The 17077-nt window shown below is 49.8% G+C and carries 27 protein-coding genes and 6 pseudogenes; 4 read left to right on the top strand and 29 right to left on the bottom strand.

The features are described from left to right. Nucleotides 1–38 precede the first annotated feature (38 nt). The 13 genes from traR to traM all read right to left on the bottom strand — a co-directional run bounded on the left by traR (nt 39) and on the right by traM (nt 7141). Nucleotides 39–260 carry a conjugal transfer protein TraR gene (gene traR, locus ACJHWR_RS22335; RefSeq protein WP_001278689.1) on the bottom strand — a complete coding sequence of 74 codons (222 nt, stop codon included), beginning with the start codon at nt 258–260 and terminating at the stop codon, nt 39–41. 134 nt (nt 261–394) lie between these two features. After that, the gene (gene traV / locus ACJHWR_RS22330) at nt 395–910 is read right to left on the bottom strand and encodes a type IV conjugative transfer system lipoprotein TraV (RefSeq protein ID WP_000809838.1); all 516 of its coding nucleotides are present in this window, start codon (nt 908–910) and stop codon (nt 395–397) included. Further along, nucleotides 907–1158, bottom strand: coding sequence for a conjugal transfer protein TrbG (trbG, locus tag ACJHWR_RS22325; RefSeq protein ID WP_001038342.1), 252 nt, complete (start codon nt 1156–1158; stop codon nt 907–909). The genes traV and trbG overlap by 4 nt, the downstream gene beginning before the upstream one ends. An 11-nt stretch (nt 1159–1169) precedes the next feature. Next, a complete protein-coding gene (locus ACJHWR_RS22320; RefSeq protein WP_001324648.1) occupies nt 1170–1367 on the bottom strand; it encodes a conjugal transfer protein TrbD in 198 nt (65 codons plus the stop codon). Beyond that, nucleotides 1354–1944: a conjugal transfer pilus-stabilizing protein TraP gene (gene traP / locus ACJHWR_RS22315; protein ID WP_001376242.1), complete on the bottom strand. Its 591-nt coding sequence runs from the start codon at nt 1942–1944 to the stop codon at nt 1354–1356. Before traP ends, ACJHWR_RS22320 begins: the two co-directional genes overlap by 14 nt. Beyond that, nucleotides 1934–3361, bottom strand: a complete 1428-nt coding sequence (gene traB, locus ACJHWR_RS22310) for an F-type conjugal transfer pilus assembly protein TraB (RefSeq protein ID WP_000146685.1) — start codon at nt 3359–3361, stop codon at nt 1934–1936. The genes traP and traB overlap by 11 nt, the downstream gene beginning before the upstream one ends. Beyond that, entirely contained in the window at nt 3361–4089 is a 729-nt protein-coding gene (traK, locus tag ACJHWR_RS22305) for a type-F conjugative transfer system secretin TraK (protein ID WP_001230787.1), read from the bottom strand. The genes traB and traK overlap by 1 nt, the downstream gene beginning before the upstream one ends. Beyond that, nucleotides 4076–4642: a type IV conjugative transfer system protein TraE gene (gene traE, locus ACJHWR_RS22300; protein WP_000399792.1), complete on the bottom strand. Its 567-nt coding sequence runs from the start codon at nt 4640–4642 to the stop codon at nt 4076–4078. Before traE ends, traK begins: the two co-directional genes overlap by 14 nt. A gap of 21 nt (nt 4643–4663) precedes the next feature. Continuing rightward, nucleotides 4664–4975: a type IV conjugative transfer system protein TraL gene (gene traL / locus ACJHWR_RS22295; protein ID WP_000012106.1), complete on the bottom strand. Its 312-nt coding sequence runs from the start codon at nt 4973–4975 to the stop codon at nt 4664–4666. A gap of 14 nt (nt 4976–4989) precedes the next feature. Next, the gene (gene traA / locus ACJHWR_RS22290) at nt 4990–5355 is read right to left on the bottom strand and encodes a type IV conjugative transfer system pilin TraA (RefSeq protein ID WP_000994779.1); all 366 of its coding nucleotides are present in this window, start codon (nt 5353–5355) and stop codon (nt 4990–4992) included. A 32-nt stretch (nt 5356–5387) separates the two neighbouring features. After that, the gene (gene traY, locus ACJHWR_RS22285; RefSeq protein ID WP_001309237.1) at nt 5388–5783 is read right to left on the bottom strand and encodes a conjugal transfer relaxosome DNA-bindin protein TraY; all 396 of its coding nucleotides are present in this window, start codon (nt 5781–5783) and stop codon (nt 5388–5390) included. A gap of 98 nt (nt 5784–5881) precedes the next feature. After that, nucleotides 5882–6571 carry a conjugal transfer transcriptional regulator TraJ gene (traJ, locus tag ACJHWR_RS22280; protein ID WP_000283385.1) on the bottom strand — a complete coding sequence of 230 codons (690 nt, stop codon included), beginning with the start codon at nt 6569–6571 and terminating at the stop codon, nt 5882–5884. Nucleotides 6572–6757: 186 nt separating this feature from the next. After that, on the bottom strand, nt 6758–7141 hold the full coding sequence (gene traM / locus ACJHWR_RS22275; RefSeq protein WP_001151524.1) for a conjugal transfer relaxosome DNA-binding protein TraM: 384 nt from the start codon (nt 7139–7141) through the stop codon (nt 6758–6760). A gap of 332 nt (nt 7142–7473) precedes the next feature. On the opposite strand from traM, the gene ACJHWR_RS22270 reads away from it, so the two are divergent. Further along, a complete protein-coding gene (locus ACJHWR_RS22270; RefSeq protein WP_186235717.1) occupies nt 7474–8064 on the top strand; it encodes a transglycosylase SLT domain-containing protein in 591 nt (196 codons plus the stop codon). A 296-nt stretch (nt 8065–8360) separates the two neighbouring features. Here ACJHWR_RS22270 and ACJHWR_RS22265 read toward each other — a convergent pair whose 3' ends face one another. From ACJHWR_RS22265 to ACJHWR_RS22255, 3 genes are all read right to left on the bottom strand, one after another. Continuing rightward, the gene (locus ACJHWR_RS22265; protein ID WP_001234469.1) at nt 8361–9182 is read right to left on the bottom strand and encodes a DUF932 domain-containing protein; all 822 of its coding nucleotides are present in this window, start codon (nt 9180–9182) and stop codon (nt 8361–8363) included. 118 nt (nt 9183–9300) lie between these two features. Beyond that, nucleotides 9301–9588, bottom strand: a complete 288-nt coding sequence (locus ACJHWR_RS22260) for a hypothetical protein (protein ID WP_000107535.1) — start codon at nt 9586–9588, stop codon at nt 9301–9303. A gap of 24 nt (nt 9589–9612) precedes the next feature. Next, nucleotides 9613–9819 (bottom strand): hypothetical protein, encoded by a 207-nt coding sequence (locus tag ACJHWR_RS22255; protein WP_000547971.1) that lies wholly within the window; start codon nt 9817–9819, stop codon nt 9613–9615. Nucleotides 9820–9888: 69 nt separating this feature from the next. On the opposite strand from ACJHWR_RS22255, the pseudogene ACJHWR_RS22250 reads away from it, so the two are divergent. Further along, a pseudogene (locus tag ACJHWR_RS22250) lies at nt 9889–10062 on the top strand (hypothetical protein); the annotation flags it as partial. Here ACJHWR_RS22250 and ACJHWR_RS22245 read toward each other — a convergent pair. From ACJHWR_RS22245 to mok, 3 genes and pseudogenes are all read right to left on the bottom strand, one after another. After that, a complete protein-coding gene (locus ACJHWR_RS22245; protein WP_001426396.1) occupies nt 10060–10290 on the bottom strand; it encodes a hypothetical protein in 231 nt (76 codons plus the stop codon). The pseudogene ACJHWR_RS22250 and the gene ACJHWR_RS22245 overlap by 3 nt on opposite strands. A 219-nt stretch (nt 10291–10509) precedes the next feature. Further along, entirely contained in the window at nt 10510–10635 is a 126-nt protein-coding gene (locus tag ACJHWR_RS22240; RefSeq protein ID WP_001372321.1) for a type I toxin-antitoxin system Hok family toxin, read from the bottom strand. Then, nucleotides 10577–10726 (bottom strand): annotated as a pseudogene (mok, locus tag ACJHWR_RS22235) (plasmid maintenance protein Mok); the annotation flags it as partial. The gene ACJHWR_RS22240 and the pseudogene mok, both read right to left, overlap by 59 nt. Nucleotides 10727–10747: 21 nt before the next feature. Here mok and ACJHWR_RS22230 point away from each other — a divergent pair. Next, entirely contained in the window at nt 10748–10936 is a 189-nt protein-coding gene (locus ACJHWR_RS22230; RefSeq protein ID WP_001299721.1) for a hypothetical protein, read from the top strand. Here the strand turns inward: ACJHWR_RS22230 and ACJHWR_RS22225 are convergent. From ACJHWR_RS22225 to ACJHWR_RS22200, 6 genes and pseudogenes are all read right to left on the bottom strand, one after another. After that, nucleotides 10905–11667 (bottom strand): annotated as a pseudogene (locus ACJHWR_RS22225) (plasmid SOS inhibition protein A). The gene ACJHWR_RS22230 and the pseudogene ACJHWR_RS22225 sit on opposite strands and share 32 nt — an antisense overlap. Beyond that, nucleotides 11664–12098 carry a conjugation system SOS inhibitor PsiB gene (psiB, locus tag ACJHWR_RS22220; RefSeq protein ID WP_064770609.1) on the bottom strand — a complete coding sequence of 145 codons (435 nt, stop codon included), beginning with the start codon at nt 12096–12098 and terminating at the stop codon, nt 11664–11666. The pseudogene ACJHWR_RS22225 and the gene psiB overlap by 4 nt, the downstream one beginning before the upstream one ends. Nucleotides 12099–12152: 54 nt before the next feature. Next, nucleotides 12153–12356 (bottom strand): annotated as a pseudogene (locus tag ACJHWR_RS22215) (hypothetical protein); the annotation flags it as partial. 21 nt (nt 12357–12377) lie between these two features. Next, the gene (locus ACJHWR_RS22210) at nt 12378–12611 is read right to left on the bottom strand and encodes a DUF905 family protein (protein WP_000005987.1); all 234 of its coding nucleotides are present in this window, start codon (nt 12609–12611) and stop codon (nt 12378–12380) included. Between the two features lie 67 nt (nt 12612–12678). Beyond that, nucleotides 12679–13218 (bottom strand): single-stranded DNA-binding protein, encoded by a 540-nt coding sequence (locus ACJHWR_RS22205; RefSeq protein WP_000290840.1) that lies wholly within the window; start codon nt 13216–13218, stop codon nt 12679–12681. A gap of 25 nt (nt 13219–13243) precedes the next feature. Continuing rightward, the gene (locus ACJHWR_RS22200; RefSeq protein WP_000275856.1) at nt 13244–13450 is read right to left on the bottom strand and encodes a hypothetical protein; all 207 of its coding nucleotides are present in this window, start codon (nt 13448–13450) and stop codon (nt 13244–13246) included. 69 nt (nt 13451–13519) lie between these two features. Between ACJHWR_RS22200 and ACJHWR_RS22195 the strand changes: the two are divergent. After that, nucleotides 13520–13600 (top strand): annotated as a pseudogene (locus tag ACJHWR_RS22195) (hypothetical protein); the annotation flags it as partial. 182 nt (nt 13601–13782) lie between these two features. On the opposite strand, the pseudogene ACJHWR_RS22190 reads toward ACJHWR_RS22195, so the two are convergent. The 4 genes and pseudogenes from ACJHWR_RS22190 to ACJHWR_RS22175 all read right to left on the bottom strand — a co-directional run. Next, nucleotides 13783–13952 (bottom strand): annotated as a pseudogene (locus ACJHWR_RS22190) (hypothetical protein); the annotation flags it as partial. Nucleotides 13953–14545: 593 nt separating this feature from the next. Further along, entirely contained in the window at nt 14546–15517 is a 972-nt protein-coding gene (locus tag ACJHWR_RS22185) for a ParB/RepB/Spo0J family plasmid partition protein (protein WP_000817028.1), read from the bottom strand. Further along, entirely contained in the window at nt 15517–16683 is a 1167-nt protein-coding gene (gene sopA, locus ACJHWR_RS22180) for a plasmid-partitioning protein SopA (protein ID WP_001238646.1), read from the bottom strand. Before sopA ends, ACJHWR_RS22185 begins: the two co-directional genes overlap by 1 nt. 299 nt (nt 16684–16982) lie before the next feature. Next, nucleotides 16983–17077 (bottom strand): IS1 family transposase (locus tag ACJHWR_RS22175; protein WP_000306640.1); only part of this gene is annotated, 95 nt, incomplete at its 5' end.

Raw genomic sequence — 17077 nt, 5'->3', positions numbered from 1 at the left:
GTTCATCCGGAATTAAATCACTATGTTCTGCGACTGACTTATGCATAATGTTTTCTCTGTCTTTCCTGATACGCCTGACATTCAACGCACAACGTCACACCGGGAAATATTTTCCGCCGGGCTTCCGGAATAGGATTTCCGCATGCTTCACAGAGATAAACAGGAATACCATGAGCATTTATTTTCTGGCGTATCCGGTTTATTCCTGTCATGGTCAGTTGTTCTGTCACTGAATATGCTTCATCGGCTTCATCACTCACGGAATATTCCTCCCGACATGTTCTGACACGCTACCGCCCATCCCTTTTCACGCACAGGGCACTCGTTTTACAGGCAGATTTTGAATACAGAAAGCCCGCCGGCATTGCCGGCTGATATACAACTTCAGGGCCAGTTAATTAATACGTGGTTTTCCCCACGCAGACGGTTTAATAACAAAAAACACGCTGGATGGCTGATGATAAACATCCTGGTTATCAATATAAGGCGCTATCCATAATGCTGCCGTCTGCTCACCCGTTCTTAGCGGACGAGGAGGTGTTACCGGCGTAACTGAACTGACCGGAACAACCGTTTTCACTTCCCGGGCAGCGGTAAACAGCGGGCGAGGTGCCAGCAGTTTCTGCTCCGGATGTGCTGTCACCGCAGGTCTGCTGCCGGACGGAGTGGTCGCGGTGACGGTCTGCACCGGCATTGTCCGGAAGTTCCCTTCAGCCAGGCGCGGCAGTGATGCCGCAACCGGCTTTGCTTCTGAGGACTGCTCCAGTTTTTTGGCCTTCTCATTGGCCTGCTCCATCGTCATACAGGTATCGGATGTGGTGGCGTTACACTCAAATTCCGTACTGGTTCCGGCACAGCCGGAAAGTAATAAGGTCCCCAGCAGAGGAATAAAGAAAGAAATCTGTTTCATTGTCCCTCACCTTTCTCATCGCAGTTCACAAAATCCTTCTTCAAATCCCTGACCGTACAGGTTTTTACAATGTCAGGATTTTCAAAAACCGTACTCCGTGATGATTTATAAACATATGCCACAATGCGTTTCCCACCCGCATCAGGTTCTGGTGCACTGACTTCACATAACGGAGGTGTTATTCCGGACTCATACAGCACCGGATAATTTATTTTTTTGACGCTGCCATCAGAAACCAGCTTATTCATCGAAGGGTTCCTTATATTTCTGAATTCTTCATCACACCGACAGCAGTCATATTAAAATTGTCCGGCAATGACTCAGAACCGAATTTCTCCGGTGCAGGAAGTACGATTCTTGTGGCGCAGTTACTGAGAACAGCATGCATAAAATCATCTGACACGGTTTTACCCGGCACAGAGAGGGCTGTAATAACATTAATATTACGCATGTTCATTTTTATCTCCGTTGTTTCTGTTTGTTCTGTCATCAGGAAGATAAACAGGGCATTTCCTGATTTTTCCCGGCAGGGAAGCGTCTTCCGTATAAACTTCCTTCAGATGTTCATCTGCGGTTACCACCCGGATACATTTCATTTTTCCGGGTCGCACCGGATATTTCCCGGTGATCGCTGCCAGCGAGACATACATCAGTGCCAGTGTTGCCCATAATGCGGTGACCAGTTGCATCAGTGACCGGTCAGTCTCCCTGACATAATCTGCAGCATCAGCCGCGCGGTAATGGCAGATATCCTGTATTTCTGATCTGCCTGAAGAATCAGAGGAAGAAAACCAGCATTCACTGACCGGGAACTGTCCGGCAGGTGCTGTTTGTCTTACGAAGTTAATCTCCTTAACCAGTAATTTCCCCGGCGTGGTGTTGTCCTTCCATAAAACAAACAGAGCCATCAGGGCCATTGTGGCCAGTGGCAGAATGACGGTGTACTTCAGACACCAGAACAGTCCTCGCAGAACCCGGGCGACAACATACCGGGCGGCATGGCCCGCCTGACGGGACGACGTATTATTTGCCATCATTGCCCCCTCCCTGACTGCCGGACATAAACTGCTGCGGATTCAGGTTGCCCAGCTGCTTCAGCATCTGGTCAGTATTAAAGCCGTTAAGATGACTTTCAGCTGATGGCGGAACAGGAACCGGACTTTCCGGATTGTCTTCTTCCGCTCTGCTCTGCGTGCGTTCCAGCGCCATCTCTTCCACGGTTTTCAGCTGGAAGCCGTCCTGGAACACCACGGTCACTTCGTTGCCCGCACCAATCGGTATCACCGGGTGATACTGTTCGGCACGTTTGATGTAGTAGTCACTGAGCGTCTGTGCGGCTTTCGATGCGCCGCCACCGATACCCATTTTAAGGACATCGCCGGCCCCGTAAGCAGCAGTGGCACCCAGCCCGACAGCCGGCTGGGAGGCGCGCTCCATTCCCTGACCGATACCGTCAACAAATCCCGCGCCCCATGCCCAGCCGAGGATTTTGCCGTTACGCATCACCACTTCGCCCTTGATACCGTTTTTACCCCGGAAGCTGACATGCCCCTTAATCGGCATATCAATAGTTTTGCCGTCCTTCAGGCAGCTGATATTGCGGGTACGTACAATGGCACGCTCACTGGACACATCCCCCCAGGCTTCCAGACCAACAAAACATCCCGTTGCGTCATACGTCTTGCTGTTCGGCATTTCCACCAGGCCGGTGATACGCAGCTGCATCGGCACCGTGGATTCATTACCGGTGACAGAGGCATTGGCATCCGCCCCTTCAATCAGCATGGCTTTCGCAAAACTTCCTGACGGAATGTACGGCAGTGATGGTCCCTGTTTTCCCTCATTACGGGTAAACACCTTACGCTGTATCCGGTTAGGCACCGGCACAGACTGGTACGTCACCTGTGGTGGTGGCGTGACACCATTCCCGGGATAAAACGCCGTCGGCGGTGGAACAGCAACGCTGCCCTGCGGCGGGAAGGATACGGGGGTGTTTCCTGGCTGTGGTTCGCCTTCCGGGCCGGGCGGTGAGGCAGGCATCTGCGGTACAGGCTCACCGGTCGCCGTGACGGGATTAGCACCCAGGGCTTTTACCTGCTCTGCCAGGGCGGCATTGTCCTGTCCCAACTTTTCAATACGACGCTGGTCATCACCGCGCTGTTTGTTCAGAACATCCAGCTCACGACGGATTTCCTCATACTGCTTCTGCATCTGCGCTGCCGTCACCTGCATCTCGGTGGTGGCATGCTGACGCACCTTGTCATCAAAGGTCGTATCCACCACACCGGTCATATCCGGCACAGGCTCCTGTTCAGCCACGGTTTCACCGTTACCGGACATGTCCACATCAGACAGATACAGTGCCCCACCAATCGCGGAGGCTGTACCGACAACCACAATCCCCAGCCACAGGTACTGCTTGCGTTTCACAATGGTATTGATACTGGCCATCAGTTGCCCTCCCCGTCACGGATGACATACACATCCATGCGCGCACCTGCCAGTAACTGGCTGGCAGGCTGGCTGAACATCACGGCACGGGTTCCCGGCTGCCAGAAGTCACTTTCCCGGATATTCAGGGCAGACAGCGTTTTATTTTCCACGGCAAAGCGGACCATCTTCAGGTGATTCCCCGTCCATACGGCATCTGCCACTGAAGACAGCCCCGCCGGGGCCTGCAGGGTTTCCTTTGTCACTGGGACCTGATACCAGCCTGCGGGTAATTTTCCGCCACGGACGGCCTGGCTGATGGTCACAAGCAGGGATTCGTAAGGCGTGGACGTTTCCCACGCACCGGCTTCTTCTCCGGTTCCGCGCAGGTCACTGACCAGCTGAATGGTACGCCCCGCGCCTTCACGGGGAACGGCCTGAATGGAAAGATTCAGACCACGTTCTGTTTCCAGAATGAACGTAAAGGGCTTTTTGTTGACGGTGGCAACCACCACACCGCCGGAGGCGGTCTGCTCATTATTGGTCAGGGCACCATCCAGACTGTTCACGGCGATAATCCGGTCACCGGGAACGGTAAACAGATTCGGGCTGGTATTGCTGATGGCAATACTGGCCTGACCACCGTTCACCATTGGCACCACGGTGGGGGCCAGCGTACCGTTTGCGGCCATCACGCTGCAGGAAAAAAACAGGCTGCCGAATATTATTGCCGTATTATTTTTTCTCATCGTCTGTTTCCCCGAAATTATCCAGCCAGGTCACCCCGTTTTCCCGCTTCAGAATAAGGATGTAATGTTTGATATCAGTGAAAGGTTTTGAATCACCAATCCAGGTTTTAAGCACACCTCGAATTTCCACACGGCCATACTGAGGCCAGACACGAACACTGGTCTGGAAAAAGGCTGAGTTCACGTTATCGTTTTTAATACGCTTCGCTTCTTCAGCCAGAATAACTTTCATCTGGTTCTGTGCGCCCGGGCGGATATATTGCAGAAGCGCCTGATGTGAGGCATCGACGGTTTCTGATGAAACATTCAGACGGAGGGCAATAAATGACAGCGCCATCTGCTGTAAATAAGAGGCGTCGGCACTGTTCTGTGACACGGCAAAGGGGGCATTAAATGCCATTGGCGTCACGGCAGTGCGTTGCTCATTCTGAAGACGGTAGTTATTCACCCCCTGAATGACGTTAACAGAGAGGCTGAGAACAATAAGCACTGACATAAATATAAAGGCGATGGCCATTACACGACTGGTACTTAAACGGGCACCGTGTTCCATATAACAATCCTGGTATCAGTTCTATTTAATCCACTGCCGGAAACACGAATCGGGAACATTATGAAAAATACCGCGCAGCAGGGCTGTTGGCATATACCAGTAAATCAGGTCACGTAACCAGGAACTGCCCCGCCCTTTTTTCAGTTTTTTAATCCCGAAATAAACCAGAACCGCTGCACCAATACCGAACAGATATTTCGATGTTGTGATACCCCAGCCAATACAGATTGCTGCGGGGATCAGTTCATCCAGTGGCAGGCCAAACCAGCGGCTCTGGTTGGTCAGTGTTTCCGGGAAACGATATTTCTTAAGTTTATTCTCGTCTCCCGACATCGTTTTATTTCCTGTCAGAGGCCAACGACGGCCATACCCACAGCAATAAATACAGAGATGATGGCAAAACCGGCCAGGAACTTGACGTTTTTGGTCATCATGTACATGACAGCACCGACCAGAACTTCAGCCAGAACAACCCATTTAACAACACTGGAGTCCTTACCGAAGGTCGCCTTAACCGTGGTGTTACCGCTTGCCATCAGGTCCTGACCACTGCTGCCGGCGGCCATCGCCAGCTGCGGGAAGAACATCATCAGAACAGCAGCCGGGATCACTGCGCGAGCCAGGCGAAGCATATTCAGACGAGTGAATTTAGAAAAAAACGACTTCTTTTTGACGGGCGCAGAAGCACCCTGAACACTTAAAACAGCATTCATAAGTTACCTCAATTTCGGATAAATGAATAAAACTAGAGTGTATTAAATGTTATATCTTCCTCTTTATCTGCCTCCCTGAATATCTCCGAGTTATAAAAATCAGGAAACTTGATCAAATGATCAATAACTCTGTCTGCAGCCTCATCTGTTTTACACCATCCACTACGATTTTTGGCTGCAATAAGTAGCTGGTTAGTTTCATCATCCAGACGCATTGTCAGATACTTAACCAGCGACTTACCATAGATATTCCCTGCCCTGTTAAACTTTGGATAGCGGTGAAGATGATCTTTAAGTCTTATTACTGCCTCAAACGATCGACTTCTTCCGCTTCTGTTACTTGCCTCAATTAATAGACTTTCCACATCTACAGGTAATTTTAGTTTTACCATCTTACCTGTTGCAGAACGTGTACCAAATCTTTTCAATAACACCTCCCGCTGTTTATCTTCTGGTTACCACTTATGTTTACAGAATAATCAGAAAAGGTAAATAGACGGAAAGTCTATATTTTATTAACACCTTATTAACGCGTATTTATGATACACATAGCCTTCTCGTATAAATAATAAATAAACTTTTTATTGTAGAGTAAGATAATTAACTCATCTTTATTAGAAACAGAGAAGTAGTCGCATATCAGAGATGCGTGTTTCTTTGATGTGGAGATGGATATATTTAATATTCTTGCTATAGCATTATGACTGATTCCGGTGCTATATAAGTAAAAGACATCATTTACATATGATGATACAGAAGAATCATCACTCATTCTTCTGATTATATTTCTGATATCATCACTGACAATCGTTTTTTGATTATAACTGTCTTTATGACGAACATGAGCAGCATCATAAAATTGCCACAGAATAATATTTCTGTGTCCATTAAGAAATGACTGGACAGATATTGTCCAGAATCTGTTCTGAATAAAAACATCCTCTACAAGATTAAGATGCGTATGCTCATTCCTGTATGCTTCCATCTCTGTGACAGAGATCAATTCACAAAAATCTCTCTGCGACAGAAGCCATTTTTCAGCACTTTGATCTTGTGTAAGAAATGACTCATGAAACAGCGTATTGCAAAAAATAAATTTTCCAGTTTCGTCCCTGATACAGGCTGGATTTGGATAATCCTGAATAACTGCCGTCAGATTTTCCAGCAGATCTATTTGACGAGCATGTTTTTGTTGAATACGATCCATCGGATACATAGGAACCTCCTCACAAAGGATTCTATGGACAGTCGATGCAGGGAGGAGAGAACTCCCTGCATCGGCGATTTTCAAATTCAAATTTTAACGTGGCATTAACCACGTAATTAATATACTAATTATCTTTCGTACTGTCACCTTTTTAAATCATAAAAACTCTGATATTTGAACGAAGTCAAATTTCTTTTATTCATCATCATTTTTTGGAAAAAATCGTTCCATCTCAGATGATACCTTCTCCCTGATATCTTCAACCATATTGGCATATTCAAACTTTGGATTTCCGGAGACATGAGGACTGAGAGACTCAATACCCAAAATTTTCGCTACTGATGATTGTGTTTTTACAACGCATTCAAGAAGCAATTTATTAAACTCAGTCTGATTAAATGCAGACTCTTTACGCTCCATCTGAGCCTCATGTACACGAAGCCCCAGTTCAAGAAGCATTGAAGCTGTTGCTGAAAAACTGACATCTTTTTCCCTTGCCCCTTCCTGTCGACGCTTCTCAATAATCGCATTTATTTTTTCATAGGCATCATTGCTGATATACAGGTTCACCTTAGCCATTAGAGATTACCTTTTTTGAACATAAAATAAAGTTAATTTCGAAACACTAAAATTCATAATGCAAACAGGGACGCACCGCTAGCAGCGCCCCTAGCGGTATCCTATAAAAAAACACACCGCGCCGCTAGCAGCACCCCTAATATAAAATAATGTTTTTTATAAAAATAGTCAGTACCACCCCTACAAAGCGGTGTCGGCGCGTTGTTGTAGCCGCGCCGACACCGCTTTTTTAAATATCATAAAGAGAGTAAGAGAAACTAATTTTTCATAACTCTCTATTTATAAAGAAAAATCAGCAAAAACTTGTTTTTGCGTGGGGTGTGGTGCTTTTGGTGGTGAGAACCACCAACCTGTTGAGCCTTTTTGTGGAGTGGGTTAAATTATTTACGGATAAAGTCACCAGAGGTGGAAAAATGAAAAAATGGATGTTAGCCATCTGCCTGATGTTTATAAATGAGATCTGCCAGGCCACTGATTGCTTTGATCTTGCAGGCCGGGATTACAAAATAGATCCTGATTTACTGAGAGCAATATCATGGCAAGAATCCCGTTACCGGGTTAATGCCATCGGTATTAATCCGGTAACGGGATATGGCAGCGGACTGATGCAGGTAGATTCCCAGCATTTTAACGAACTGGCCCGCTACGGAATTAAGCCAGAACATCTGACAACAGATCCCTGCATGAACATTTATACCGGTGCTTATTATCTGGCAATAGCATTTAAAAAATGGGGCGTCACCTGGGAGGCCGTTGGTGCATACAATGCAGGATTCAGGAAATCCGAACGCCAGAACCAGAGACGTCTTGCCTACGCATCAGAGGTTTACCGGATTTATACCGGGATAAAAAGCAGTAAAGGTATCCGGCTTCCGGCCACGAAGAAATCACTTCCGGAAATTAACAGCGTGCAGAACAATTAATTTTACAGACATTGTCAGATACCGGTTATGCCGCAAAAGCGGCATGGAAGGCCACACACAAAAATATCATATGAGTGACAATACTGACTGGCCGAAGCCCCGCGAAGCGGGAACCCATCTTATATATACCCGGTAACTGCGCAGCCTCCTGCCAGACCATTTTTCGCGGGCACAATATTTACAGACAACCGGAAAGCCGGTCGATGAAATTGAGGTATATCAGACGACACAGCAATGCCGAAAAATGATAATATAAGCAAAGCCCCGAAAATTTTTTCGGGGCTTTGCTTATATTATCATGACTTCCACTTTCTGAACTGTTCGGCAATCACCCATAACGCCTTGTTGATTCTTATATCACCATCAATACCTGTAATGGCTCTTGTCCTGGTATTTTTCCCGGAGGCACTTCGCCCCGATAATCCACCTTTTATCATATTCTCCTGAACCCGCTGCCAGGTTGTCCAGAGATCGTTCTGTTTGTCTTCCCGACGACGGGGAGTAATTATCTGTTCAGGTGTCACTGGCGTTTTATTTTCATCTTCATACCTGACCATCAGTGCAGCTCTGCCAAATAAATGTTGCTCGTCACTGTTAAGATGAATTTCTTTCATCGCCTCCATATTATCAGTGACCTTATCAAAGACACCGAGCACTTCATACGCTCCCTCGATAACCTGCCCGACAATATCACCTTTATGTGGAACGCGGATTTCGCCAAAATTATTTCCGCACACCAGGCCATTTGTGCAGACAAAACGAAAAATTCCGGGGATCATCTGATAACTGGATGAACCATCATGTGAATTAAGCAGGATAATTTCAGGAACTTCCTGTCCGTTAATATGCCCTTCCCTGCGAAGACGTAACATATGTTTACTGTATTCGCGACGTCCCAAATCACGAACCCGACTCTGACAGGCAAAGAATGGCTGGAAACCTTCATCACGTAACTTATTGATGATATTGATTGTTGGAATATACGTATAACGTTCACTCCGGGACTCATGTTTATCACCGGAAAATACCGAAGGCACGAACTGCATTAATTCATCATCCGTTAAAGGACGTTCACGGCGGATGGAATTATACCGACCAAAACGGGAAGCTAATCGCATAACAGCTACTCCTTTATGAAAGAATAAATTTAATAAAAAATTTTTCCGCTTAATATCATCCCTCCCGGTCTTCATTAACAAGTTTACAACAATCAGGAGGGATATTCATCACATCCGGTCAGCAGATCGCCCGGATATCGAGGCCGGCACGCTTAATCTGACGCAGGAACTGTTTGAAGTGATCGGCTTCCGCAATGTTGATATGGCGGAACTGCTTATCCACACCCTGACTGAGCGCGTAGCTATAACTGAAGGCCATCTTTTCCGGGTGGCTTTTGCGATATTTTTTCAGCTCAGTCAGGCTGCTGAATTCCAGGACGTCCCACTCTTCCCCGGTGTTTTTTTTCTTCCCGGCAACAAGAAGCGTGTACGACGCGGTGTTAACGTGGATATTTCGGGTACTCATCCTGCTTTCTCCTCTCTCTGGTTTTCAGCCCCCATCATCTGTTGAGTTTCGGGAGCCGCGGTTTTGACGTTTTGCGGGGACCTGCTCTTTGTTCCCTCCGGTATTCACCATCACCTGTTTGAGAACCTTCGCCGCAAGGGGCATCACTGCCACGGCCGGAAACGACTGTCCGGGGGCAGACCGCAAAAGTTTTTGCCTGCTTCTGGGCAAAAAGTTTTGCGGGATGTGCATTTCACCCCTGGACTGGCGGAGACGGTTGTGGCTGTCTATGCCCCCGGCGACAGGGGCTTAAACAGGTGAATGGCACCGGACACAACAACGGGCAGGGACCCGCCGCAACGACGTGAAGCGCGGTTTGCGAAACGGCGTTGCGCCTTACATCCCGGCGGCCTTTTGCCGGGATGCCAGGAGCGCAGGCCACGGCGCGACAGAGGCGGCGCGACCGGAACGGTCGCTGCAAGCCCGGGGTTTTCACGCATCGGACCGTAGCGACAGCCCGAAACCGCGCCAGCGGGTTCGGCGGAGACTGGCAGGTGCGCCAGCAGCTGCCTGTCGGAGTCGGGCCTGACGACCGGATGCCGCCAGGCAGCCGGGAGCCGAAGGTGCGCCCGGCAGACAGGACAACACTGCAGTAGTCAGAATCAGAGCAGGAAGAAAAAGAGAATAATCACAGGGAAGGTGATGTGATTTCTGACAGGCCATAACCAGAGAAGGCGGGGGAAAAGAACGGGCGCCGCAGGCGCGCGTTCATCCCCGTTCCTGAAGGGAAACGACCTTCCTGAAGTCAGGTTGTTCATGCCCGTACAACATCAGCAAGGAGAAAGGGGCTACCGGCGAACCAGCAGCCCCTTTATAAAGGCGCTTCAGTAGTCAGACCAGCATCAGTCCTGAAAAGGCGGGCCTGCGCCCGCCTCCAGGTTGCTACTTACCGGATTCGTAAGCCATGAAAGCCGCCACCTCCCTGTGTCCGTCTCTGTAACGAATCTCGCACAGCGATTTTCGTGTCAGATAAGTGAATATCAACAGTGTGAGACACACGATCAACACACACCAGACAAGGGAACTTCGTGGTAGTTTCATGGCCTTCTTCTCCTTGCGCAAAGCGCGGTAAGAGGCTATCCTGATGTGGACTAGACATAGGGATGCCTCGTGGTGGTTAATGAAAATTAACTTACTACGGGGCTATCTTCTTTCTGCCACACAACACGGCAACAAACCACCTTCACGTCATGAGGCAGAAAGCCTCAAGCGCCGGGCACATCATAGCCCATATACCTGCACGCTGACCACACTCACTTTCCCTGAAAATAATCCGCTCATTCAGACCGTTCACGGGAAATCCGTGTGATTGTTGCCGCATCACGCTGCCTCCCGGAGTTTGTTCGGCACCATCCACCGTTCCATCTCACGGACAGCATGACCGGCCTCTCTGGCTGCCATACCTGCCTCTGCGATAACCTGCCAGAATGGCATATCCTGCCACTGCCAGCGTTCCATTCCGGCCAGTGACGGAAAACGCTCGCCCCACTGCCAGAACAGGGTTTCCAGGTCATGCTCTGCCACCCGGTCACTCCAGCGTGCATGCCAGCTTCCGACTGTTTCCGGTGAATGAAATGCCAGTTCGATTTCAGCCTGAGCAACCAGCGCCTGGTACGCACGGGCTTTCTGCTCTGCCTCCCGTGCCTGCTGACGGCTGTACTTCTGCATGACCAGTGCGGATTTATGGCGACTGCGCTCCCTGACACGAAACCGCACCGACGGGAACAAGCGTTCTGCTGCATCGCCGGGAAGGGGAAGGAGGCAGACCTCGCCCTGTGTTTCAATCAGCACATCGATGGCATACAGCCACTGAAGACGGTTGCCGTGCAGTTCTTCTGCTGTCAGGGACGGCATGAAAAATCGCAGGTCAGACAGCGAAATCCTGCGGCTTCCGTTCAGACAGCGGAAAAACGCCCCCGCATACGGATATTCCGCCAGCGTGTTTCCCTGATGGCGGCGTTTTTCCGTCTCCGCCACCGCCCGCCATGCGGCCTGTTGCTCTGTGCTGAGGGGAACCAGTGCCCGTGAACGTACGCTCATGCCTGACCTCCTTCTGCCATCAGGATATGGATGATGTCATTAACGCTGTATCCCTGTTCATCCAGTGACGCTGCCAGTGCCAGTGAATGGCTGATGGCTTCCGGTGCAAACCGCTGCTGTACCTGAACCACCGCAAACGGCTCACCACCGGCATTGACCAGAACCAGCACCCAGACCTGAGAGACATCACCCGGTGAACATAACGCCAGGTGAAAACGTTCGTGGGCAGGCGTGAAACGGACCTGGACGGGGAAAAAGCCGCCAAACTCGCTGCCGTACTCGCCGTTCATCGTCCAGTTATCCGGCGCATCCAGCTCCCGCATCACGGCGTGAGTCAGCTCACGGCGTTCATCACTTCCGGCAGCCCGGATATCTTCATATTCCTGTGTGTTCATGGTCTGTAATACATTCAGGGTCAGTTCAGTTTTCATCACGGTATCTCCCTTGCTGCCGCCCCGTCTCCGGCGGGGCGGTGTGGTTGTTCATCAGGCGGCATCAGCCAGGTTATCGGTGCGTTCAGTGGCATCCGTCTGTGGGCGTGGTGCACACATCCAGCCTGGAACCCAGCGGTTGTCTTTCATATGGTGCTCTGCATGTTCAGCCGCATCACCTTTCTTCATCTTCTCCGCGTCCCGTGCGGCACCGGACAGCCCTGCCTTATTCAGGGCTGCGATAATCTGCGGCGGACGTTCGCGCGTCGGGCACCTCTCTTACTTAAGAATCCCGAAATCCCTGATGACATGGTTCATCCAGTACCCGGCACCGTCCTCAAAATTCCAGGTACGCCAGACTATTGCACCGTTATTACGGACAACCAGGCGAAACTGTTCGCCGTGGTCATCCTCGATAAAGACGTTCCGGTACTGTGCGGCAACAGCTTCGGCATGTTTGCGGGTAAAAGGACCGTCAGGCAGCCCCTGAAGTATTCTGAAATATTCGCTCATCCTCATCTCTCCGGTGATGCCCCGCACAGAACGGGGCGGGGCGGGGCGGTTATCACAGTCAGCCCGATCAGAACGGGATATCGTCTGAAAACCCGTAATCGTCACCCTCCGGCGGTTGCGGCTGAGGCTCCGGCTGCGCGGCCTTACGTCCACGGCCTTTCGTTTTTGCGCCACCTTTTTTCGTACCGGCCTCCGCCTGTGGTTCCGGCTGAGGCTGACCGCTGAACTGTTGCCCCTCTTCCGGCTGAGTCTGAGCACCTGCGGCACGTCCCAGCATCTGCATGGTGCCCGTGGTCTTAACAAGAATTTCGGTGACGTAACGGGTGATACCGTTATCCTCCCAGCTACGGGTGCGAAGCTGACCTTCGATGTAGACCTGCGCGCCCTTGCGCAGATATTCGCCAGCCACTTCCGCGAGCTTGCCGAACAGCACCACGCGATGCCATTCTGTCTGCTCCCGCATCTCCCCTGTCTGTTTGTCACGCCAGGTTTCCGACGTGGCGACCTGCAGGTTTGCCACTGCGCCCCCGTTGGGGATGTAACGGACTTCCGGATCTTTTCCCAGGCGTCCCACGAGAATGACCTTGTTAATGCCACGAACTGCCATGATGTGCCTCCTTCTGTTGATGTTTTCAGCCCCCATCATCTTTTGAGTTTCGGGAGCCGCGGTTTTGACGTTTTGCGGGGACCTGCCTTTTGTTCCCTCCGGTATTCACCATCACCTTTTTGAGAACCTTCGCCGCAAGGGGCATCACTGCCACGGCCGGAAACGACTGTCCGGGGGCAGACCGCAAAAGTTTTTGCCTGCTTCTGGGCAAAAAGTTTTGCGGGATGTACATTTCACCCCTGGACTGGCGGAGACGGTTGTGGCTGTATCAGCCCCCGGCGACAGGGGCTTAAACAGGTGAATGGCACCGGACAGAACAACGGGCAGGGACCCGCCGCAACGACGTGAAGCGCGGTTTGCGAAACGGCGTTGCCCCTTGCATCAACGCCAGCCCGGCTAAGATGGAGGCACGGCACAGCCCGCACACGACTCGACGTCCACATAACTGAACCCCCACAAGGCCATGCTCCGCATGGCCGGGTAAAGCGGAGCCGGCGGCGACTTCCTTTGTGCTCTGTCCGGGGACCGGCAGGAAAAAGGCGGGGATTTTCCCCGCCATCGTCATCATTTCCGGATTTTTGCCAGGGCATCCGCCATGCTGCGGATTTCATCCCGTGCCTCCAAGAAAACTCCCGCAGAATATAGCGGTCAAACAAGCGGCGGGGCGGTTCACCCGGTATACGCAGCACATCACAGACCAAGCCACTGGCCAAGATATGTTCCACACACTCACTGGCAGGCATTAATGGAATCGTAGTCTCACGCTGATAATCAGATCGACAATACAAGTGAGACCGTGGTCCCAGACTGATTAGCAGACCAACAATACGAGTGGGACCGCGGTCCCAGACTGATTATCAGACTAACAATATGAGTGGGACCGTGGTCGCAGACCGATAATCAGACCAACAATATGAGTGGGACCGTGGTCCCAGACTGATTAGCAGACCGACAATATGAGTGGGACCGTGGTCCCAGACTGATTAGCAGACCGACAATATGAGTGGGACCGTGGTCCCAGACTGATTAGCAGACCAACAATACGAGTGGGACCGCGGTCCCAGACTGATTAGCAGACTAACAATATGAGTGGGCCCGTGGTCCCAGACCGATAATCAGACCGACAATATGAGTGGGACCGTGGTCCCAGACTGATTATCAGACCGACAATATGAGTGGGACCGTGGTCCCAGACTGATTATCAGACCGACAATACAACTGGGACCGTGGTCCCAGATATAATATTCAGGCCAGTTAGTTATGTTTTCTAGCCTGTGCTAAAGGAAATTAAGTAAAGACAGATAAATGTAGACTAAAACGTGCCGCATCAAAGTGCCGCTTTTTCAAGTTCCTTAAGAATGGCTTCAATTCTCTCTATACACTCAGTTGGAATACGAGATCTATCTAGGTTTAACACCATTTTATCGCCCTTGTACAACACTGTCGCTCCAGGAGCAAACTGATGTCGTGAGCTTAAGCTAGTTCTTGAGGCAGATGACGTTTTAAGCACAGACGTTAAAAGAGTGATGACTTCTTCAGCTTCAAATATCACTCCTGCTTTTTTCTGCTCGTGAAGGTTAGATGCCTGCTGCTTAAGTAATTCTTCTTTATCTGTAAAAGCTCTTTGAAGTGCATCACCTGACCGGGCAGATAGTTCACCGGGATGAGAAAAAAGAGCAACAACTGATTTAGGCAGTTTAGCTGTGTTGATACAGCGGGTAATAATCTTACGTGAAATATTTTCTGCATCAGCCAGCGCAGAAATATTTCCAGCAAATTCATTCTGCAATCGGCTTGCATAACGCTGACCACGTTCATAAGCACTTGTTGGCCTATAATCGTTACCCAATCTGGACAATGCAGCCATCTGCTCATCATCCAGCTCACCAACCAGAACTCGATAATCACTTTCTGTAAGTGCAGCAGCTTTACGACGGCGGCTCCCATCGGCAATTTCTATGACCCCAGACACTCTTCGACCGAATGCTGGTGTCTGCTGACCTGTCAGTAGAAAAGAAGGGATAAGATCATCCAGGGCGTCTTCGGTAAGCAGTTCCTGGTCACGTTCATTACCTGACCATACCCGAGAGGTCTTCTCAACACTATCTCCCCGGAGCACCTCAAGGGTAAATTTCACGTCCCTACCACATACAGGCAAAGTAATAGCATTGCCACGAGCCATAGCTCCTACGCGCGCAATTAACGAATCCACCATCGGTGCAGCTGGTGCCGATGACGGAGTATCTTCAAGCGGTTGAGTCTTAATCGTATGTTTTGGAATGACAGGCGCACGCTTCATTATCTAATCTCCCAGCGTGGTTTAATCAAACGATCGAAAATTTCATTGCAGACAGGTTCCCAAATAGAAAGGGCATTTCTCCAGGCACCTGTTGAAGAGCGTTGATCAATAGCCTGTTCAAAAACAGTTCTCATCCGGATCTGACCTTTACCAACTTCATCCGTTTCACGCACAACATTTTTTAGGACCATGCTTCCCCAGGCGTCCCGAATTTGCTCCTCCATCCACGGGGACTGAGAACCATTACTATTACTGTATTTGGTAAGCAAAATACGTACATCAGGCTCGAATCCTTTAAGATCTACGTTTTTGAGCAGATCACGAAGCATATCGAAAAACTGCAGAGCGGAAGTGTAGTCGAACAACTCAGCAGGCGTGGGGACAATCAACACATCAGCAGCACATACAACATTAATCGTGCCGATACCTAGGTTAGGCGCGCTGTCAATGACAATGACATCATAGTCATGAGCGACGGTTTCAATGGCCAGTCGGAGCATCAGGTGTGGATCGGTGGGCAATTTACCTTCATCAAATTTGCCCATTAGCTCAGTTTCAATGCGGTGCAGAGCCAAACAGGAAGGAATAATGTCAAGCCCAGGCCAGCAAGTAGGCTTTATTGCATAAGTGACATCGTCCTTTTCCCCAAGATAGAAGGGAAGGAGAGTATCCTCTGCATGAATATGAAGATCTGGCACCCAGCCGTGATACATCGATGCTGTTCCCTGGGGGTCGTTACCTTCCACGAGCAGAACACGTAATCCCTTCAGAGCCAGATCCTGAGCAAGATGAACAGAAACAGAGGTTTTGTAAACGCCCCCTTTATGAGCAGCAACTCCAATCACCGGCGGAAATACGTCTTCAGCACGTCGTAGTCTCGTACCAAACACGTCACGCATATGATTAATTTGTTCAATTGTATAACCAACACGTTGCTCAACCCGTCCTCGTATTTCCATATCCGGGTGCGGTAGCCGGCCTGCTTTCTCGGCATCCCTGATAGCCTGAGAAGATACTCCAACTAAATCCGCTGCTTCACCTATTCTCCAGCGTCGGGTGATTTTCCTCGCTTCCGGGCTGTCATCATTAAACTGTGCAATGGCGATAGCCTTCGTCATTTCATGACCAGCGTTTATGCACTGGTTAAGTGTTTCCATGAGTCTCATTCTGAACATCCTTTAATCATTGCTTTGCATATTTTCATTTAATCTTGCATTTTATTGCAAAGCAACAACAAAATTGCAAAGTAGTCAAAAAACCGCAAAGTTGTTTAAAATGAGAGCAACACATCAAAAAAGGAAACAGGAAGAGCACATACCTCAGTCAATAATTATCACTAGTACTCGTAGCCGTCGTGTAACCGAGCGTAGCGAGCTAACTGGCGAGGACGCGCGCTAACTGTTCACACTCAGTATCCCTAGCACCAAAATAACTATCTGATGGTCAAGGCGGTAATGACTCCAACTTATTGATAGTGTTTTATGTTCAGATAATGCCCGATGACTTTGTCATGCAGCTCCACCGATTTTGAGAACGACAGCGACTTCCGTCCCAGCCGTG

The sequence above is a fragment of the Escherichia sp. WS568 genome (genome assembly GCF_046486085.1).
In the GTDB taxonomy this organism is placed as follows: domain Bacteria; phylum Pseudomonadota; class Gammaproteobacteria; order Enterobacterales; family Enterobacteriaceae; genus Escherichia; species Escherichia coli.
This window is presented reverse-complemented; position numbering and strand designations above follow the sequence as displayed.

Bases quoted from the DNA above. Each gene is read 5' to 3' on its own strand.
- traV (WP_000809838.1), bottom strand. From the start codon at position 910: ATGAAACAGATTTCTTTCTTTATTCCTCTGCTGGGGACCTTATTACTT.
- trbG (WP_001038342.1), bottom strand. From the start codon at position 1,158: ATGAATAAGCTGGTTTCTGATGGCAGCGTCAAAAAAATAAATTATCCG.
- ACJHWR_RS22320 (WP_001324648.1), bottom strand. From the start codon at position 1,367: ATGAACATGCGTAATATTAATGTTATTACAGCCCTCTCTGTGCCGGGT.
- traP (WP_001376242.1), bottom strand. From the start codon at position 1,944: ATGGCAAATAATACGTCGTCCCGTCAGGCGGGCCATGCCGCCCGGTAT.
- traB (WP_000146685.1), bottom strand. From the start codon at position 3,361: ATGGCCAGTATCAATACCATTGTGAAACGCAAGCAGTACCTGTGGCTG.
- traK (WP_001230787.1), bottom strand. From the start codon at position 4,089: ATGAGAAAAAATAATACGGCAATAATATTCGGCAGCCTGTTTTTTTCC.
- traE (WP_000399792.1), bottom strand. From the start codon at position 4,642: ATGGAACACGGTGCCCGTTTAAGTACCAGTCGTGTAATGGCCATCGCC.
- traL (WP_000012106.1), bottom strand. From the start codon at position 4,975: ATGTCGGGAGACGAGAATAAACTTAAGAAATATCGTTTCCCGGAAACA.
- traA (WP_000994779.1), bottom strand. From the start codon at position 5,355: ATGAATGCTGTTTTAAGTGTTCAGGGTGCTTCTGCGCCCGTCAAAAAG.
- traJ (WP_000283385.1), bottom strand. From the start codon at position 6,571: ATGTATCCGATGGATCGTATTCAACAAAAACATGCTCGTCAAATAGAT.
- traM (WP_001151524.1), bottom strand. From the start codon at position 7,141: ATGGCTAAGGTGAACCTGTATATCAGCAATGATGCCTATGAAAAAATA.
- ACJHWR_RS22265 (WP_001234469.1), bottom strand. From the start codon at position 9,182: ATGCGATTAGCTTCCCGTTTTGGTCGGTATAATTCCATCCGCCGTGAA.
- ACJHWR_RS22260 (WP_000107535.1), bottom strand. From the start codon at position 9,588: ATGAGTACCCGAAATATCCACGTTAACACCGCGTCGTACACGCTTCTT.
- ACJHWR_RS22255 (WP_000547971.1), bottom strand. From the start codon at position 9,819: ATGCACATCCCGCAAAACTTTTTGCCCAGAAGCAGGCAAAAACTTTTG.
- ACJHWR_RS22245 (WP_001426396.1), bottom strand. From the start codon at position 10,290: ATGGCCTGTCAGAAATCACATCACCTTCCCTGTGATTATTCTCTTTTT.
- ACJHWR_RS22230 (WP_001299721.1), top strand. From the start codon at position 10,748: ATGAAAATTAACTTACTACGGGGCTATCTTCTTTCTGCCACACAACAC.
- psiB (WP_064770609.1), bottom strand. From the start codon at position 12,098: ATGAAAACTGAACTGACCCTGAATGTATTACAGACCATGAACACACAG.
- ACJHWR_RS22210 (WP_000005987.1), bottom strand. From the start codon at position 12,611: ATGAGCGAATATTTCAGAATACTTCAGGGGCTGCCTGACGGTCCTTTT.
- ACJHWR_RS22205 (WP_000290840.1), bottom strand. From the start codon at position 13,218: ATGGCAGTTCGTGGCATTAACAAGGTCATTCTCGTGGGACGCCTGGGA.
- ACJHWR_RS22200 (WP_000275856.1), bottom strand. From the start codon at position 13,450: ATGTACATCCCGCAAAACTTTTTGCCCAGAAGCAGGCAAAAACTTTTG.
- ACJHWR_RS22185 (WP_000817028.1), bottom strand. From the start codon at position 15,517: ATGAAGCGTGCGCCTGTCATTCCAAAACATACGATTAAGACTCAACCG.
- sopA (WP_001238646.1), bottom strand. From the start codon at position 16,683: ATGAGACTCATGGAAACACTTAACCAGTGCATAAACGCTGGTCATGAA.